This window comes from Pseudomonas sp. E6002, assembly GCF_013385565.1.
Classification (GTDB): domain Bacteria; phylum Pseudomonadota; class Gammaproteobacteria; order Pseudomonadales; family Pseudomonadaceae; genus Aquipseudomonas.
Map to the genome: position 1 here is coordinate 66,353 of NZ_JACAPT010000026.1, position 17,871 is coordinate 84,223.

General features: G+C 62.3%; 18 protein-coding genes. 3 read left to right on the forward strand and 15 right to left on the reverse strand.

Annotated features, from left to right (window positions below):
- Position 1: 1 nt before the first annotated feature.
- Both uvrY and HX815_RS21240 read right to left on the reverse strand, forming a co-directional pair.
- The gene (gene uvrY, locus HX815_RS21235; RefSeq protein WP_008436066.1) at positions 2–643 is read right to left on the reverse strand and encodes a UvrY/SirA/GacA family response regulator transcription factor; all 642 of its coding nucleotides are present in this window, start codon (positions 641–643) and stop codon (positions 2–4) included.
- Between the two features lie 151 nt (positions 644–794).
- Positions 795–1,160: a helix-turn-helix domain-containing protein gene (locus HX815_RS21240; protein ID WP_032899473.1), complete on the reverse strand. Its 366-nt coding sequence runs from the start codon at positions 1,158–1,160 to the stop codon at positions 795–797.
- Positions 1,161–1,241: 81 nt separating this feature from the next.
- Here HX815_RS21240 and HX815_RS21245 point away from each other — a divergent pair, with 81 nt between their 5' ends.
- On the forward strand, positions 1,242–1,481 hold the full coding sequence (locus HX815_RS21245) for a DNA-binding protein (RefSeq protein ID WP_008436063.1): 240 nt from the start codon (positions 1,242–1,244) through the stop codon (positions 1,479–1,481).
- Between the two features lie 64 nt (positions 1,482–1,545).
- Here the strand turns inward: HX815_RS21245 and HX815_RS21250 are convergent, their stop codons facing one another.
- Together HX815_RS21250 and HX815_RS21255 are read right to left on the reverse strand one after the other, a co-directional pair.
- A complete protein-coding gene (locus HX815_RS21250) occupies positions 1,546–1,980 on the reverse strand; it encodes a GNAT family N-acetyltransferase (RefSeq protein ID WP_134326247.1) in 435 nt (144 codons plus the stop codon).
- Positions 1,981–1,993: 13 nt separating this feature from the next.
- A complete protein-coding gene (locus tag HX815_RS21255) occupies positions 1,994–2,746 on the reverse strand; it encodes a carbon-nitrogen hydrolase family protein (protein ID WP_177022062.1) in 753 nt (250 codons plus the stop codon).
- A gap of 145 nt (positions 2,747–2,891) precedes the next feature.
- Between HX815_RS21255 and HX815_RS31715 the strand changes: the two genes are divergently transcribed.
- Together HX815_RS31715 and HX815_RS21260 are read left to right on the forward strand one after the other, a co-directional pair.
- Positions 2,892–3,026: a hypothetical protein gene (locus tag HX815_RS31715; protein ID WP_256344006.1), complete on the forward strand. Its 135-nt coding sequence runs from the start codon at positions 2,892–2,894 to the stop codon at positions 3,024–3,026.
- A gap of 338 nt (positions 3,027–3,364) precedes the next feature.
- Positions 3,365–4,441, forward strand: coding sequence for a 3-deoxy-7-phosphoheptulonate synthase (locus tag HX815_RS21260; protein ID WP_003208943.1), 1,077 nt, complete (start codon positions 3,365–3,367; stop codon positions 4,439–4,441).
- A gap of 124 nt (positions 4,442–4,565) precedes the next feature.
- On the opposite strand, the gene HX815_RS21265 is transcribed toward HX815_RS21260, so the two are convergent.
- The 11 genes from HX815_RS21265 to HX815_RS21315 form a co-directional block, all read right to left on the reverse strand.
- Entirely contained in the window at positions 4,566–5,264 is a 699-nt protein-coding gene (locus HX815_RS21265) for an NAD(P)H-dependent oxidoreductase (protein ID WP_003208945.1), read from the reverse strand.
- Between the two features lie 9 nt (positions 5,265–5,273).
- Positions 5,274–6,893 carry an ABC transporter ATP-binding protein gene (locus tag HX815_RS21270; RefSeq protein ID WP_177028833.1) on the reverse strand — a complete coding sequence of 540 codons (1,620 nt, stop codon included), beginning with the start codon at positions 6,891–6,893 and terminating at the stop codon, positions 5,274–5,276.
- Positions 6,894–6,895: 2 nt separating this feature from the next.
- Positions 6,896–7,723, reverse strand: a complete 828-nt coding sequence (locus HX815_RS21275; protein ID WP_177028834.1) for an ABC transporter permease — start codon at positions 7,721–7,723, stop codon at positions 6,896–6,898.
- A 3-nt stretch (positions 7,724–7,726) separates the two neighbouring features.
- Positions 7,727–8,686, reverse strand: coding sequence for an ABC transporter permease (locus tag HX815_RS21280; RefSeq protein ID WP_003208950.1), 960 nt, complete (start codon positions 8,684–8,686; stop codon positions 7,727–7,729).
- Positions 8,687–8,851: 165 nt separating this feature from the next.
- On the reverse strand, positions 8,852–10,438 hold the full coding sequence (locus tag HX815_RS21285; protein WP_177028835.1) for an ABC transporter substrate-binding protein: 1,587 nt from the start codon (positions 10,436–10,438) through the stop codon (positions 8,852–8,854).
- A gap of 12 nt (positions 10,439–10,450) precedes the next feature.
- Positions 10,451–12,061 carry a 5-guanidino-2-oxopentanoate decarboxylase gene (locus tag HX815_RS21290; protein ID WP_008436054.1) on the reverse strand — a complete coding sequence of 537 codons (1,611 nt, stop codon included), beginning with the start codon at positions 12,059–12,061 and terminating at the stop codon, positions 10,451–10,453.
- 11 nt (positions 12,062–12,072) lie between these two features.
- Positions 12,073–14,172: an acetate--CoA ligase family protein gene (locus HX815_RS21295; protein ID WP_177028836.1), complete on the reverse strand. Its 2,100-nt coding sequence runs from the start codon at positions 14,170–14,172 to the stop codon at positions 12,073–12,075.
- Between the two features lie 18 nt (positions 14,173–14,190).
- Complete coding sequence (locus HX815_RS21300) at positions 14,191–15,351, reverse strand: acyl-CoA dehydrogenase family protein (RefSeq protein WP_008436052.1); 1,161 nt, start codon at positions 15,349–15,351, stop codon at positions 14,191–14,193.
- Positions 15,352–15,392: 41 nt separating this feature from the next.
- Positions 15,393–16,184 (reverse strand): enoyl-CoA hydratase/isomerase family protein, encoded by a 792-nt coding sequence (locus tag HX815_RS21305; RefSeq protein ID WP_023658721.1) that lies wholly within the window; start codon positions 16,182–16,184, stop codon positions 15,393–15,395.
- Positions 16,185–16,338: 154 nt separating this feature from the next.
- Positions 16,339–16,977, reverse strand: coding sequence for a TetR family transcriptional regulator C-terminal domain-containing protein (locus HX815_RS21310; protein ID WP_003208961.1), 639 nt, complete (start codon positions 16,975–16,977; stop codon positions 16,339–16,341).
- A 41-nt stretch (positions 16,978–17,018) separates the two neighbouring features.
- Positions 17,019–17,777 (reverse strand): class II aldolase/adducin family protein, encoded by a 759-nt coding sequence (locus HX815_RS21315; protein ID WP_177028837.1) that lies wholly within the window; start codon positions 17,775–17,777, stop codon positions 17,019–17,021.
- Between the last annotated feature and the right edge of the window lie 94 nt (positions 17,778–17,871).

Sequence of the window (17,871 nt, forward strand, 5' to 3'; positions counted from 1 at the left end):
TTCAGGCGCTGGCGTCTACCATGCCGTGGCGTACCGCCAGCAGGGTCAATTCAACATCACTGCTGATGGAAAGCTTTTCGAAAATCCGATAACGGTAGGTGTTTACGGTTTTCGGCGACAGGCACAGCTTGTCGGAGATCGACTGGACTTTTTGACAGCCGACAATCATCAGGGCGATCTGGATTTCCCGCTCCGACAGCGCATCGAACGGCGAGTCGCTGGTGGGCTGGAACGACTTGATCGCCAGCTGCTGGGCAATCTGCGGGCTGATGTAGCGTTGGCCGGCGAATACCAGGCGGATAGCCTGGACCATCTCGGCCAATCCCGCGCCCTTTGTCAGATAGCCGGCAGCGCCCGCCTGTAGAAGCCGTGTAGGAAAAGGATCTTCCTCGCACACGGTCACTACCACGACTTTGATATCCGGATGGCTGCGCAACAACTTCGTAGTGGCGCCAAGACCGCCGATCCCGGGCATCTTGACGTCCATCAAAACCACATCGGGCTTCAACTCCCGGGCCTTGATCAGGGATTCCTCCCCTGACTCGGCCTGGCCGACTACTTGCAGGCCATCGATGTCAGCCAGCATTCGTGTAATGCCTGTACGAACGAGATCATGGTCATCGACTACTAGCACCCTAATCAAGCAGACACCTCGCGATATGGTCTTATAGGTTGCTGAACACCTTAGCAAAAAACCACGGCGCAGACCTAGCTGCAAGCGTCATATATATAGAGTTTCAATGCACAACGGGCCGCCGCCGAATGGCGGACGGCTCAATTTCCTGGGTAAAAGGTCAGGAATCCGGGGCCGATGACCGGTTTTTTCCATTGGTGGTGAGTGAATGCTCGGCCAGGGTAGAAGTCAGGCGATGGATTGCATCCTGGTCTTCCTTGAACATCGCACGGTAGTTCCCCAGCACTTTCTCCTCGACCTGGCTCAGGTTTTCAAGTTGGGTCGGCGTTGGATTGCCGGTCAACACGTACAGGATATCGACACCTCTTTCTGCCACGCGGGACAAGTAATCAGCCTTTGGCGCGCGTCCGCCATTTTCATATTTACCCTGTGCGTTCGCCTCTACACCTCCTATTTCACCAAAAGTTTTCTGCGACAGACCAAGCCGCTCTCTTTCTTGCCTTAACCGGAAACCGATTCCACTCATTTGGATGTATGATCCTATTTGGCACACCCCTAGAGGTGACACACTCATCTCGTTTTACACAAACTTGAACGGTTTTGAACTATGCCCGGTATTCGCACTGCTGCACAAGCCAAGGCCTGGCTGGAACATCAAGGTAAGTCTGTTCAAGCGTTCGCCCGGGAACATGGCGTGGACCCGGCAACCACTTATCAAGTGCTCGCTGGGCGCAAAAAGGGACGGCGTGGAGAAGCCCACAAGGTGGCGGTCCTGTTGGGCATGAAGGACGGAATCATCCCGGTTGAGGGCGAAACCGTGAGACAAGAGCAGGAAGTCATTTCTTGAAGTGAGTATGCGCTTATTAAAACCAAGTGCCTGTTTTCCTCGAACTGGCAGTACTCGCACCCGATCACGGCCGGCAATTGCGCTCCATGCGCCAGAAGCAATCCTCCGCTCCAACGATTTCCAGGCCCTTGCGCTGATAGAGCCTTCGCGCCGGGTTGGTCTTGAAAACGGTCAACCGTAAAAGACCCAGCCCTTGCGCGCGCGCCTTGTACACCATCTGCTCGATAACCCAGCCGCCAGCTCCTTGATGACGAAACGCCTCAAGGATGTGCAGCTCGCGGATATACAGTGCCTTGGGGTCACGACTGATGCTGATGAAACCCAGCACCTCGTTATCGCGACAGATCAGCCAGTTTTCTCGTCCGGCCCAGGCGGTATCGAAACCGGCATCGGACCACGACAAGTCGTATTGGCGATAATAATTACCCATGGCCTGGTGGGTCAGGGTCCGGGCGAAGGCCAGGTGTTGGTTGGTCGCGGCCTGCAGTTGAAACGCCATGTGCCTGAACTCCCTAGATTGCCACCTGTTCTCCCTGCCACTGGCCGCCGGTGTCGCGTCGTGCAATCACCAGCGTATCGCCTACACCCGGGCTAGCCGCGATCAAACCACCGTCGGCGCCCCAGATTGCGCTGCGCCCGGCGCAGGCCCAGCCACCGGATGGACCGCCGTGGTTGGCCATCAGCACCAGCATCCGGTGCTCGGCGGCATAGCCCTGTAGCAAGGCGGTGTCCGGCGCGTAGCCGCCTTCGCTGATCAGCACACCCGCAGCGTAGATGTTCGCCCCGTCCTCGGCAGCCTGTCGAGGGTGGCTGGCGTGGGAAAAATCCGCGCATACCGCCAGGGCGATCCGGTCGTCCCCCCATTCAAGGGCCGCCCCGCCCTGCCCCGCAGCAAACGCCACGTCTTCACCGGGATGCAGATGCTGCTTGGTATAGACCGACACCGAACCATCCGGCCCCAGCACCAGCGCGCCGATCAACACCTCACCGGCGGCTCCCAAGCGAATCGGCATGCCCACCACCGCGGTAATGCGCAATTCACGGGCCATCTCCCGCAGCGGCGCCACTACATCATCCCCGGGCGCGATCGCCAGCCCGGCAGCCAGTGACGGTTCATAGCCGGTCAGGGACAGTTCCGGAAACACCAGCAACTGCACGCCGTGCTCCGCCGCCACGCGCATGAAAGCCAAGTGACGAGCGATATTGCCGGGCACATCGCCTGCAACGGAAATGGATTGGGCAGCAGCAATCGTCAAGGCCGTCATGGTCGCATCCAGGCAATCATCGTGAAGTCCGTGCAGCATATCGACACTTGGGTCATAGCCGTAAGTACCCACACTCAATAGAAATTACTGATTGAATCCACCCGCTCGCCTCAGTTAAGCTCCCCCCATCATTTGGAGACACACCATGTTGCAACTCACCCACATTCAGGTTTGCCCTGCTGCCAGCGTCCAGCGCTCGGTTGTGGCTGCCCGTGTGAGCGGTTTGAGCGCACTGGTCAGCTTTTATTTTGGGTATTGGTTTAGCCACTGGCGCGCCTGATACCTGAAATCGGCGCCCACTACTCAAGGGGTCGCCTACCAGAGAAATCTAACCCCCGGTCGGCTCCCCGACCGGGGGTTTTGTTTTTTCAGCCCTTATTATTTTTGCCACACACCGAACACTTAAAGGACTCACGCCATGAACTACGCCACCTATTACCGCTACGACACCTCCACCGCCTGGCGATTTAGCAAGCTCCGTTCGGGACAGCCTGCCGCCTCCGATCGGTCACCTATTGGTGGCAAGCCAACACACGTAGCCAATACGGCCAATTGTCGAACACCCCAGTAGGGCAGAGCGTGCGGGAACAGCCCGCCGCTTGCCCAGGAAGCCCGAATATGAACGCCTCGATCGCCGCTCTGCCTGTTTCCACCCTGTCCTGCGCCAATGAAGCGCTGACCCAGCGTTTGCCCAGTGCCCTTGAGCTCAAGCACCAACTGCCCCTGAGCCCATTCCTCAATGAACAGATCCACGCCCATCGCCAAGCCGTGCGCGCCATTCTCAAGGGTGAAGACTCACGCCTGCTGGTGATTGTCGGCCCGTGCTCGATCCACGACCCGGAATCGGCCATGGAATACGCACGCAACCTGAAAAAACTGGCCCATGAAGTCAGTGACCAGATGCTGCTGGTGATCCGCGCCTACGTCGAAAAACCCCGCACCACCATCGGCTGGAAAGGCCTGGCGTACGACCCGCGCCTGGATGGCAGTGATGACATGGCCGCCGGCCTGACCCTGTCCCGGGAACTGATGCGTGAAATGCTGCGCCTGGGCCTGCCGGTGGCCACCGAGCTGCTGCAACCGATGGCTGCCGGCTACTTCGATGACCTGCTGAGCTGGGTCGCCATTGGCGCGCGCACCACCGAATCGCAGATCCACCGCGAAATGGCCAGCGGCCTCGGCATGCCCGTCGGCTTCAAGAACGGCACCGACGGCGGCGTGGCCATCGCCTGTGACGCCATGCGCTCCGCCGCTCACCCGCACCGTCACTTCGGTGTCGACAGCCAGGGCCATCCGGCGATCATCCAGACCCCGGGCAACCCCGACACTCACCTCGTGTTGCGCGGCGGCCATCGTGGGCCGAACTACGATCGCCAGAGCGTGGCCCAGGTTCACGCCGACCTTGCCAAGAGCAAAGTAGCGCCGCGGATCATGGTCGACTGCAGCCACGCCAACAGCGGCAAAGACCCGCTGCGCCAACCGGCGGTGTTCAACGACGTGCTGGAGCAGCGCCTGCAGGGCGACACCTCGCTGATCGGCATGATGATCGAGAGCCACCTGTTCGAAGGCTGCCAGCCATTGAGCCCGTCGATGAAATACGGCGTGTCGATCACCGATGGCTGCCTGGGCTGGGACGGCACGGAACAGCTGCTGCGCAGCGCTGCCGAGCGGTTGCGGGTACACAATCGCGCCTGACAATGAAGATCAAATGTGGGAGCGGGCTTGCTCGCGAATGCGGTGGTTCAGCCAGCACATGCATCAACTGGCGCACCGCTTTCGCGAGCAAGCCCGCTCCCACACTGGATCTTCATTCACTTGACTAAAGTGGATAAAGAGCCTCATCAAACTGCGCCAACTTCGGAAACACCAACGGCTGGTCATCCGCCAGCCCTTCCAATCGCTGCTGGTAACTGTGCAGGAAAGTCTGCCGGGCCTCGGCGCTGATATACGGCACATGCCACGCCACAAACGGCTCCAGCACCTCAAACCCGACATACGCCAGCGTGCCACGCAGGATCGGCCGCAGCATGTCCTCCAACGGCCCGTGAATCGCCCCCTCGCCAAACATATGCTCGCGCCCGCCGAGGGTCACCGTGACCAGCGCTTTCTTGCCGGCGAGCCCGCCCTGATCATAAAACCGCTTGCCGCCGTAGCACACGCCCGACACCAGCACCCGGTCAATCCAGCCCTTGAGCATCGCGGGCGCCGAGAACCAGAAGATCGGGAAGTTGAGGATCAGCAGATCGGCCCACAGCAGCTTGTCCAACTCCTGCCGGATATCCGCCGCGATGGATTGGCTTTTCACCCCCAGGCGCTGCTCCAGGGCATACACCAGGTAGTCGGGGTTCTCCCGAGAGGTGAAGTCCGAGGCGCTGGCTACGGGATTCCAGTGCATCGCGTACAAATCACTGACCTGTACCTCATGCCCCTGCGCTTGCAGGGTAGCCGTGGCCTGGTCACGCAAGGCCGCGGTAAACGACTGCGGCTCGGGATGGGCGTGGACAATCAACACCTTCATAAAAACTCCTCAAGAAGTAAGCGCGGCCCGTTCGGCCAGCAAATGGTCGAGCCAGTCGGGGTCCATTTCCGGCTCCGATGAAAACAGCAGGCCGGTGTAGTCCTGATACGGCGGGGTGAAGATCGCGCTGCGGCTGCCCTGGTCCACCACCCTGCCCCGCTGCATCACCACCACTTCGTCGGCAATGGCGCGCACCGTGGCGACGTCGTGGGTGATAAACAGGTAGGCCACGCCCAACTGCTGCTGGATTCGGTTAAGCAGTTTCAGCACGCCCTCGGCCACTAACTGATCCAGGGCCGAGGTCACTTCGTCGCAGATGATCAATTGTGGGTCGGCCGCCAGGGCGCGAGCGATGCAGATACGTTGCTTCTGGCCGCCGGACAGCTCACGGGGCTGACGCTCCATGAAGGTGGCCGGATCCAGCTCGATCATCTCCAGCAACTCGGCGACCCGGGCACGCATGGCCTTGCCCTTGAGGCCGAGGTAGAAGCTCAGCGGCCGGCCGATGATGTCGACGATGCGCTGGCGCGGGTTCAGCGCGGTATCCGGGATCTGGTAGATCATCTGGATCCGTCGCAACTGCTCCTTGCTGCGCCGACGAAAGTCCGCCGGCAACGCTTCACCGTCATACAGCACCTGCCCCGCCGTAGCCGGCAGCAACCCGGTAATCAGGCGTGCGGTGGAGCTTTTGCCGCTGCCGGACTCACCGATCACCGCCAACGTCTGGCCGCGATGCAAGCTCATCGACACGTCATGCAGCACCGGCTGATGCCCGTAGCTGGCGCACACCTGACGCACTTCCAGCAACGGCATCTGCTGCTGGGGACAGGCCTTGGGTTCGGTGCGAAAGCTGCGCACCGCCCACAGGGATTTGGTGTAGTCCTGCTGCGGGGCGCTGAGCATGGCGCGGGTCTCGGCCTCCTCCACCAGCTTGCCGTGGCGCAGCACCATGATGCGGTCGGCCATCTGCGCGACCACCGCCAGGTCATGGCTGATATACAGCGCGGCACTGCCGAAGGTTTTCACCGCATCGCGAATCGCCGCCAGCACTTCGATCTGGGTGGTGACGTCGAGGGCGGTGGTGGGTTCGTCGAAGATGATCAGGTCCGGGTGACAGGCCATCGCCATGGCGGTCATTACCCGTTGCAGTTGCCCGCCGGAGACCTGGTGCGGATAACGCTGGCCGATGGTTTCCGGATTGGGCAGGCGCAGCACGCGGTACAACTCCACCGCCTCGCGTTCAGCCTGGGCGCGGCTGATGCCACCGTTGATCACGGCGGTTTCCACATGCTGGTCAATCAGCCGGTGGGCCGGGTTGAACGACGCGGCAGCGCTTTGCGCCACGTAGGCAATCCGCAGTCCTCGAAGCTTGCGCAAGGCTTCGGGTTTGGCCTGCAACAGTTGAATGCCGTCAAAGCACACCGAGCCACCGGTGATGCAACAACCATCGCGGGCAAAACCCATGGCCGCCAGGCCCAACGTTGATTTACCCGCGCCGGACTCGCCAATCAGCCCCAGCACCTCGCCCCGTTGCAACGTCAGGTCGATGCCCTTGATCAGCGGATGCCAGGCATCCTCGTAATGCCCTTCGATCTGCAGGTTGCGGATTTCCAGCAGTGGCTTGTCCATCCTCAACACTCCTTCAGGCCGCTGGATTTATGCAGCATCCAGTCGACGACAAAATTCACGCTGACGGTGATCAACGCCACCGCCAGGGCCGGCAGCAACGGGCTGATGTCGCCGAAGGTAATCAGCACCGCATTGTCGCGGACCATGCTGCCCCAATCGGCGGTGGGCGGTTGAATGCCCAGGCCAAGGAACGACAGCGCGCTGATAAACAAAAACACGAAGCAAAAGCGCAGGCCGAACTCGGCAATCAGCGGCGCGGCGGCGTTGGGCAGCACTTCCCGGGTGACCAGCCACCAGAGCCCTTCCCCACGCAAGCGCGCGGCTTCGACGAAGTCCTGCACCACCACGGTCATCGCCACGGCCCGGGACAGCCGAAACACCCGGGTCGAATCCAGCAGTGCAATCACCAGCACCAGCGAGGTGGCATTGGTGCCCACCACGCTGAGGATCAGCAAGGCGAAGATCAGTTGCGGGATCGCCATCAGGATATCCACCACCCGCGACAATCCTTGGTCGACCCACCCGCCCTTGATCGCGGCTATCAAGCCGCTCAAACCGCCCAGCAAAAACGCCAGCATTGTGGTCAAAAAAGCGATGCCCAGGGTGTTGCGCGCGCCATACACCAGGCGGCTGAACATGTCCCGCCCGAGGTTATCGGTGCCCAGCAGGAATTGGCCGCTCCAGGGCGCAAACCCGTCGCCTACCACCTGGGTTTCGCCATAGGGCGCGAGCAGCGGTGCAAACAACGCCACCAGCACGTACAGCACGATGACCAGCAGGCCGAACTTCGCGCTCAATGGCGCCCGGGCCAGTTGTTTGAGAAGGCTCATGGTCTACCCCTTGGGATGCATCAGGCGTGGGTTGGTGGCGATGGACAGCACATCGGCGCCGGTATTGAGCAGGATGTAGGTGGCGGCAAAGATCAGGCTGCACGCCTGCACCACCGGGATATCGCGCTTGGACACCGAGTCCACCAGCAACTGGCCGAGGCCCGGGTAGACAAACACTACTTCCACCACCACTACGCCCACCACCAGGTACGCGAGGTTGAGCGCGATCACGTTGACGATCGGCGCCAGGGCATTGGGCAACGCGTGGCGCCAGATAATCCGCGACTGGCTGATGCCCTTGAGCCGGGCCATTTCGATATACGGGCTGGCCAGCAGGTTGATCAGCGAGGCGCGGGTCATGCGCATCATCTGCGCGATCACCACCAGGCTCAGGGTGGCCACCGGCAACACCGAACGTTCGAGAATGGTGGCGAATGAGGCATCCGGCGCCAGGTTGGACAGGCTGGGAAACCAGCCCAGCTTGACCGAAAACACCAGGATCAGCAGGTAGGCGACGAAGAACTCCGGGAACGACACCGCACTCAGGGCCGAGGTGTTGAGCAGGCGGTCGAACCAGCTGTTGCGGTACAGCGCGGCGAGCATCCCCAGCACCAGCGCCAGGGGCACCGAGACCAACGCCGCCAGTGCCGCCAGGCGCAAGGTGTTGCCCAGGCGTGCGCCGATCAGTTCGGCGATGGGACGCTGGTTGGCCAGGGACGCACCGAGGTCGCCGTGCAGGAGGCGCAGCAACCATTGCACGAACCGGCTCAGGGGCGGCAGGTCCAGGCCCAGTTGGGCGCGAAAGGCGGCGACGGTTTCCGGCGTGGCGGACTGGCCGAGCATGGCCTGGGCGATATCACCGGGGAGCATGCCGACCGCCAGGAAGATGATCACCGAGACGGCGAACAACGACAGCAGGCCAAGGGCGAGGCGTTGGAGTACCAGTTTGAATAGGCTATTCATGTTCGGTTCTCATGAGTGGGGCATGTTCTCGAAGGCGACAAATGTTCAATGTGGGAGCGGGCTTGCTCGCGAAAGCGGTGTGTCAGCCAATACAGATAGAGACTGACCCACCGCATTCGCGAGCAAGCCCGCTCCCACATTTGATTTGTGGCGTATCTGAAATCTTCACGCCTGCCACCACCGCTCGATCAACCGCAACCCATCCAGTTCCCCATACGGCGCCGTCAGCGGTCCATGGCTGACGCGGTTCGAGCGGGCCGCCACGGAGCTGGCGAACAACGGCACAATCGCACCGCCGTCGTCCCGGCACAGGCTCTGCATTTCGTTGTACATCTCCTGGCGCAGCGGCGCGTTCATCTCGCCCCGCGCTGTGTTGAGCAACTGGTTGAAGCGGTCGTTATCCCAATGAGTTTCGTTCCACGCGGCGCCCTTGGCGTAGCCGATGCTGAACATGCGGTCGGCAGTCAGGCTGCTGTACCAGAACGAGGTGGTGAACGGCTGCTTCATCCAGATATTGGAGAAATAGCCATCCGCCGGCTCGCGCACCACGTCGATATCAATCCCGGCCTGGCGTGCCTGCTCCTTGAACAGCACCGAAGCATCCACCGCGCCGGTGTAGGCGGCATCGGAAGCTTGCAGGCGCACCTTCAGCGACTCCACACCGGCCTTGCGCAGGTAGAATCGCGACTTGTCCGGGTCGTAGGTGCGCTGCTCCAGGGCGGCGTTGATGAAGCGGCTGCCGGGCTGGATCGGATGGTCGTTGCCCACCAGGCCATAGCCATGCAGCACCGAGGCCAGCAGGGTTTCGCGGTTGATCGCATGCTTCATCGCCATGCGGATGTCGTTGTTCTTGAACTCGTTGCTGTCGCACAACATCGGGAAGGTGTAGTGCTGGGCGCCCTTGGTTTCTTCGATGACCAGCGTGGGATTGCGCTTGAGCAAGGCCACGGTTTTCAGGTCGACCTTGTTGATCACGTCGACTTGCCCGGTGACCAGCGCATTGACCCGCGCTGCGCCGTCGGCAATCGCCAACAGCTCGGCGCTGGCGAAGTGTGCCCTGCCCGGCTTCCAGTAATCAGGGTTGCGCTCCAGGTCCATGCGTACGCCCGGCTCGAAGCTTTTCAGGCGATAACCGCTGGTGCCGATCCCGGCCTGCCAGTCGGCGGCGCCGTCCTTGGCGGGCATGATCACCAGGTGGTAATCGGCGACCACATAGGCGAAATCGGCATTGCCCGAGTGCAATTCGAACACCACTGCATCGCTGCCCTTGGCGCTGACACTGGCCACATCGCCGATCACCGTCTTGGCCGCCGAGGTGGAGTTGGCTGCCAGGTGATGGTTGATCGAGGCCACCACGTCGTCAGCGGTCAGGCTTTTGCCGTTATGGAAGGTCACGCCCTGGCGCAGCTTGAAGGTCCAGGTGCGCGCGTCGGGCGTCGACTCGAAGCTTTCGGCCAATTCGGGGATAGCGCTGCCGTCCACCGCGATTTCCGTGAGGGTGTTGTACACCGCCGAAAAGCCGACGAAGGTGAAGGTGTCGACCCAGGATCCCGGGTCGCGGGAGTCGGTGGTGCTGCCGCCGGCCAGGCCCATGCGCAGCACGCCGCCCGGCTTGGGCGTGGCCTCCTCGGCAAAGGCCTGCAGCGGCAGGCCCATGGAAAACGCGGCGGCCACGGCACCGGCTACGGCGCTGTGCTTGAGGAAGTCCCGCCGGTGCATCGCTTGAGTCATTTTGTTGTTGTTTTCGCTCATGGTGTTGCTCCTCTAAAGGTTCACACAGGCATGCTTCAACTCGATCAAGGTCACGCCGTTGCGCTTGAAACCGTTACGCAAATCCGTCTGCAGCTCATCCAGGTTCTGTGGCTCGCTGACCGTGCAGCCGAACGCCCGCGCCAGGGCGGCGAAGTCCGGGTTGCGCGGCAGTACGCCGATGGGTTCGATGTCCAGGTTCAGCATGTCGTCGCGAATCTGCCCCAGGGCGTCGTTGTTCCAGAGCAACACCACCAGCGGGCTGTCCAGTTCTTCCACGGCCGTGGCCAGTTCCTGGGCGGTGTAGAGAAAGCCGCCGTCGCCCACCAGCACCAGGCCGGGCCGTTGCGGTGCGCCGAACTTGGCGCCGATACCGGCCGGCAGGCCATAGCCCAGGGTGCCGTAGCCGGTGGGATGCAGCCAACTACGGGTGGCGTTGCTGGGAAAGGCGTAGTTGCCGGTGTAAGCCAGTTGGGTCATGTCGCTGCTGATGAAGGCATTGGCCGGCAGCTCGGCGGCCACGCGGTCGAGAATCGCCTGGTGAATGCGTTGCAACGGACCATGGCCGCTGCTGACTGCCTGGCGTAACGTCGCGACCGCAGCGGTGGCGGCATCCGCGTTGCGCGGCGTGGCTGGCAAGCGTTCCAGCAAAGCCAGCGTCGTTTGCTGGGCATCACCGTGCAACGCGACGGCGCAAGGATAGAAATCGTTGAACTTGCGCGGGTCGATATCCACCCGCAGCAGCTCGCCATTAATCGGCAGGCGTTCACGCCAGAAGTCGGTATCGGCCATTTCGGTGCCGATGGCCAACACCACATCCGCCTCGGCGATGAGCTGCCAGCCGGGCTCGACACACAGGGTCGAACCGGCATTCAGCGGATGCTCCACCGGCAACAATCCCTTGCCGGCGACACTGCTGAAAAACGGCGCCGCCAACTGCGTACTCAAGCGCTGCAAGGCATCGGCCGCCAACAGCGCACCGCCACCGGCAATGATCATCGGGCGCTTGGCCGCGGCCAGTTTTGCCACTGCCTGATCAAGGCTTTCAGCCGATGGCAAACCGCGTCCGGGACGGCGCACCACCTCATTGCTCCAGTCCCGTTTGATCGGCGCCGACAGTACATCCAGCGGCACCGAAATATGCACCGGGCGCGGTCGCTCACTGTCGAACACCGCGTAGGCCCGCGCGATCAACTCCGGCAAATCCTCGGCACTCAACGCCACCGCTGAAAACGCAGTGATGGGCGCGGTCATCGCCCGCTGGTCCTGGGTTTCATGCAGGCAGCCCCAGCCTTTGCCGAGGCTGGCGGTGTGGTTGACGCTGGAAATCACCAGCAGCGGAATCGAGTCGGCATACGCCTGGCCGATCGCCGTCGCGGCGTTGGTCACCCCCGGCCCGGTGATGATGAAACACACCCCCGGCTTACCGCTGACCCGCGCATAACCGTCGGCCATAAAGCCGGCGCCCTGCTCGTGGCGGGTCAGCACATGCCGAATACCGCTGCCCGGCAAGCCTCGATACAGCTCCAGCGTGTGCACGCCGGGAATCCCGAACACCGTGTCGACACCATAGTTGGCCAGCAATCGCACCAGGGCCTGGCCGCCCGTCAAGGTTTTGCTTTGCATCGTCATCTCCTTCACGCCTGGGCGAGACGGATCAATGCATCGACCGCCGTGGCGCCCCGGGCATTGACCAGCAATGGGTTTACATCGAGTTCCAGCAACTGCCCGGCGTTGGCGCAGGCGTAGTCGGCCACCGCACGAATCGCCGCCACCAGGGCTTCCATGTCGGCCACTTCGCGTCCGCGAAAGCCTTGCAGCAATGCGGCGCTGCGCAGGCTGAGCAAGGCGTTGCGGATTGCGTCGTCGGTGGTCGGCAACAGCAGGCTGCGGCTGTCCTTGAGCAACTCCACAAGGATTCCACCGGCGCCGATCACCAGCGCCAGGCCGAAGTCGTTTTCGCGCTTGATGCCGACAATCAGCTCGGCCAGCGGCGACGTAGCCATGGACTCCAGCAGCAGATGATCGAAAGGTACATTCGGTGCATAGGCCGCAATCCGCTCACGCATATGGGCCAGGGCGGCGGTCAAGGCGAAGCCGTCCTGCAGGTTGAGCGCCACGGCGCCGGCTTCGGTTTTATGCGGCAAGTCGGCACTGACGGCCTTGAGTACCAGCGGGTAACCCAGCACTTTGGCATCGGCGATGGCCCGCTCGGGAGTGCTCAAGACACCGGCTGGCGTGGTCAGGCCGAAAGCCCGTAAAGCCTGCTTGGAATCCCATTCATCCAGCGACTGTCCGTGTTGTTCAAGCGCTTGCGGGCACAGCGGCACCAGTATCGACTCACCCCGCGCCAACAACGCCCGGCGATTGTTTTGATAGTCGGCAATCCGGCCCCAGGCCGCCAGCGCATCTTCCACGCCTTGCAACGCGGCAACGCCCTGGGCATGCAGACGCTCGCGAGCGTGGGCCGGGAGCAATTCAGGAAATGCAGAGGTGACAAAGCCAGTCTTGCCGTGGCGAGTCAGCGCACTGCAAAACAGCTCCAGCAGCAGGTCGCACTCCTTGCGCTCACCGGTAAATTCCGCCGGGTAGTCGAGCACCAGCATTGCCGCATCCGCTTCGGTGCGCAGTGCCGTGTCGAGCATCGTATTAAGCGCGTCGCTGTTGCCCCAGATGGCCGTGGTGAAATCCAGCGGGTTGACCAGGTTGGCGTAGCTGGGCAGCACCTGCGCCAACTCTTCACGCTGGCCTTCGTCGAGCTTCGGCAGGCTCAAATCGTTGCGCTCGGCGTAGTCGGCAATCAACCCGGCATCACCACCGGAACAGGCCAGGGCGATCAGGCTGTTGCCCGCCGGCAGATTACCGCAGGCCGCCGCCTTCAGGGTCTCGACAAAACTCACCGGCCCGCTGACCCGGATCACACCCAGGCGCGCGAACAGACTGTCGTACAGCGCATCGGAACCCGACAACGAACTGGTATGACTCAAAGCCAACTCGGCGCCGATCTGTGACACCCCGGTTTTCAGGGCGATGATCGGAATGCCTTTTTCCAGGGCCTTGTGGGCCGCACTGGCGAACCCCGGCACATTCTTCAAGCCTTCCAGGTGCAAGCCAATCGCTGTAACGCGCGGCTCGTCGAGCAGCACGTCCATCAACTCGGCAACCCCCAGCTGCGCCTGGTTGCCCACCGATGCCATATAGGCCACCGGCAGCGAACGGTCGCTCATGGACAGGTTGTAGGCAAAGTTGCCGCTCTGGGTCAGCACCGCAACGCCCTTCTCGACCGGCTTGCCGCCATGGGCCACCGGCCACAACGCCGAGCTGTGCAGGTAATCCAGCAGGCCATAGCAATTGGGGCCCAGCAGTGCCATCTCGCCAGCGGCCTTGAGCAGTTGTTGCTGCAAGGCTTGGCCCTCGGCGCCGGTTTCGGCAAACCCGGAGGCGTAGCAGATGGCGCCACCGGTGCCAATGGCCGCCAGTTCGGCGACACAGGTCAGGGTCAGCTCGCGATTGGTAGCGATAAACACCGCATCCGGACCGCACGGCAAATCGGCCACGCGACGCACGCAGGGAACGCCATCGAGGCTGTCATATTGCGGGTTGACCAGCCACATCTGGCCGGCAAAACCACCTTCTGCGCAGCGCTTGAGGGCACGGGCCATGCTGCGCCCACCGACGAATGCCAGGTGACGGGGCGCCAGCAGGCGCTTGAGATTGTCGCGAATAGCCTGGGACATAAGCGTTCTCCGACCCGATCAACGCAACAGTGGCCGCAACAGTTCGCGGGCAATAATGTGGCGCTGGATTTCCGAAGTGCCTTCCCAGATCCGCTCGATCCGCGCGTTGCGCCAGATGCGCTCCACCGGGCCTTCGTCCATCAAACCCATGCCGCCATAGATCTGCACTGCTTCATCGGCAACCTTGCCCAGTACTTCGCTGGCAAACAACTTGGCCATGCCGGCCTCGCCGTCGGTCATGGTGCCCTGGTCCATTTTCCAGGCGGTGTTCAGGGTCAGCAGTTCGGCCGCACGGATTTGCGTGGCCATGTCGGCGAGCTTGAACGAGATGCCTTGGTAGGTGCCGATGGGCTGGCCGAACTGCTTGCGGTCGGCCGCCCATTGCAGGGAAACGTCCAGCGCACGCTGGGCCTGGCCGACGCAGTTGGCAGCCACCATCACCCGGCCTGCGGTCAGCCAGGCATTGGCGACTTCCCAACCTTTGCCGACTTCGCCGAGGACTTTGGAGGCTGGTACGCGGCAGTCGTCGAAGAACATTTCATAAGTGTGGTAGCCGCGGTTGCTGACGCACTTGGGGCCCCGGCGAATGGTCATGCCCGGCGTGCCACGGTCCACCAGGAACGAGGTCACGGCATTGCGTTGGCGACCGTTGTGTTCGTAGGTGTCGGTAACGGCAAACACGATGGCGAAATCCGCGTGGCCGGCGTGGCTGATGAAGTGCTTGCTGCCATTGAGCACAAAGTCATCACCGCTGCGCACGGCGCGGGTCTTGATCGCATTGGCGTCGGAACCGGCACCCGGTTCGGTCAGGGCAAAGCAGTCGATCTTCTTGCCCTGCACGCACGGCAACAGGTACTCGCCAATCTGCGCGCCGGTGCAGGCCATGAGGATTTTCGACGGCCGGGCGACAAACACATGCAGCGCCCAGGAGACTTTCGACAACTCACGCTCGATCAACGCCTGTGACAGGTAATCCAGGCCGCCACCGCCGACGTCTTCCGGCATGTTGAAGGCATAGAAACCGGCAGCGATGGCCTTGTCACGAATCTGCGCGGCAAGCTCCGGCGAAACTTCATCGGCGCGGTCCACTGCCTCCTCGTGGGGCAACAACTCCTTGGCAACAAAACTGCGTACCGCGTCCACCAACATGTCTTGTTCTTGGCTGGGCTGGAAATTCATGGCGCTACCTGTCGATCGTTCGAGGGTGTTTTGAAGGGGAATCAGTTGCCGGAGAAGTTCGGTGGGCGCTTTTCCATCGAGGCGCGCAGGGCTTCAGCACCGTCGGCGCTGCGTCCACACAGCAAACCGGCGGCGAGCTCCGCCTGAAGCTGCTCGGGCAGGCTGCGCCCGGCGCCTTCGCGGATGAGGGTTTTGGTCTGGGCAAACGCAAAGGTCGGGCCGTTGGCCAGGCGCGTGGCCAGCTCGGCGACGTGGGTATGCAGTTGCTCGTCGGCAACGACTTCGCCCACCAGCCCGGCGGCCAGGGCGCGGTCGGCGCTCCACAATTCATCGAGGAACAGCAGGCGCTTGGCTTGCTCGCTGCCGATCAGGCGCGGCAGATGCCAGCTGGCGCCGGCGTCCGGCGAGTAGGCCATGCTGGTGTAGCCGGCCTTGAAGCGTGCCGATTGCGCGGCGACGCGCAGGTCGCAGCACAGGGTGAGGTCCATGCCGGCACCGACCGCCGTGCCGTTGATGGCGGCGAGGGTAGGTTTGTCGAGGGTGTGCAGGCGGGTCATCAGGGCGTGGGCGGTTTCGGTCCAGCCGTAGGTTTCGAGGGCGCCACGGGCTTCGGCATCGGCCCATTCGGCAAGGTCGGCACCGGCGCAGAAGCTGCGACCGCTGCCGGTCAGTACCACCACGCGCACAGCCGGGTCGCGGTTGAAACCGTCCAGCAAGGCATGCAGGTGCTTGAGGGTCGGGATGTCCAGGGCATTGCGCTGGGGGCCGCGATTGAGGGTGATCCAGGCAACACCTGCCTGCACCTGAGTGAGCACGGACGGATCTGTAGTCATGGAATCCTCGAATTATTTTAATTGGCTTGAGGGGTGCGACATGGGGCGATACTAAACGAGTGTTCAGTAAGGAGGCAATCGGGTAACTGCAAATATTTTTCGAGGGGAAAATGCCGGCCCGGACATTGCGTCCAGGCGGCGCGGAATCGTCAGTTCAGGGTTTGATCTGGAAGCGCTTGCGCCCGCCCGACTGCAAGCCATCAACCCAGGCTTCGCAGATCTGGATGCCCTGCTCCGGGGTGAAGGTGCCGGGATTGAGCCCCGATTCCAGCCACAAGCCGTCGAGCAAGGCGCTCAAGGCGATGGCCGCCAAATCGGCATCGAACTGCTTCCAGCCCTCCTCCCCGGCCATGTCCACCAAGGCCGAACGCATGATGGTGCGGTACTCGCCATAGGAGTGTTCGTGGGCCTGGTTGATCGCCGGGGCCGTCTTGACCGCCCCCCAGAACACCAGCCAGGCATCCAGCAGTTGCGGGTCGAGCAATTCCGGGGAGAACGAGCCGCGGAAGAACGCCGACAGCCGCTCCCGCGGACTGGGCGGCGCCTTGGCCATCGCATCCCGCAGCAGGTCCATGACCTGCCGGGTGATTGACCGATAGGCCTCGGCCACCAGCTCATCCTTGCCCGAGTAGTGATGACTGATCAGCCCCACCGACACCCCGGCCTCGGCGCTGATCTTGCGGATCGACGCGCCCTGGAAGCCGTCGCGCTTGAGGCAGGCCAACGTCGCCTGCACCAGATTGGCCTTGCGCAACTCCGGTTCCATGCGGGAGAAACGGGATTCCTGGGTCATGAGGCGTTGTCCTTGGGTTGAGTCGGCTGGACGACTCTACCTCACTCCCGGAACCCCGGCGACACCCGATCCAGTAACCGCAGCAATGCCGCCCATGCCAGTTGCATGGCGTCCGGGTCTGCCAGTTCGCCCTCTTCCAGTGGCCGGCCTGGCTCATTGAACTGCCGCTCGGTGTATTCACACACGTGCGCAGGCGGCAGGATCAGCTTGCCGCACGCCTGGGCGGCGATCTGGATATCGCAGGCCTTCTCCAGGTAATACATGCGCAGGAACGCCTGGCTGACCGTCTCCCCTACCGTCAACAAACCATGGTTGCGCAGCATCAACACCGGCTTGTCGCCGAGGTCGCGCACCAGTCGCTGTTGCTCGTCCATGTCCAGCGCCACGCCTTCGTAGTCGTGGTAGGCGACCTTGCCGTAGAACTCCATGGAAATCTGGTTCACCGGCAACAGCCCGCATTCCAGGGCCGCCACCGCACAGCCGGCGCGGGTATGGGTGTGCAGCACGCACTGCGCATCTTCGCGGGCGCCGTGAATCGCGCTGTGAATCACAAACCCCGCCGGGTTGACGCCATGGGCCGAAGCCTCGACCGCACGTCCGTCCAGGCCGATCTTCACCAGGCTGGAGGCGGTGATCTCCTCGAACATCAGCCCATAGGGGTTGATCAAAAAGTGATGCTCGAGCCCCGGGATACGCACCGAGATATGGGTGAAAATCAAATCGCTCATGCGAAAGTGCGCGATCAGCCGGTAGCAGGCGGCAAGCTCTTCGCGCAGCTGTCGTTCGGTGGCCCCAGGCATTTTTATTCTCCAGGCGGGTGGGTGATGTGGTTGACGCTAATCCAGTCGCCAGTAAAAAAACAAGTTGATTTTTTACTGAGGCTGACCTCCTATA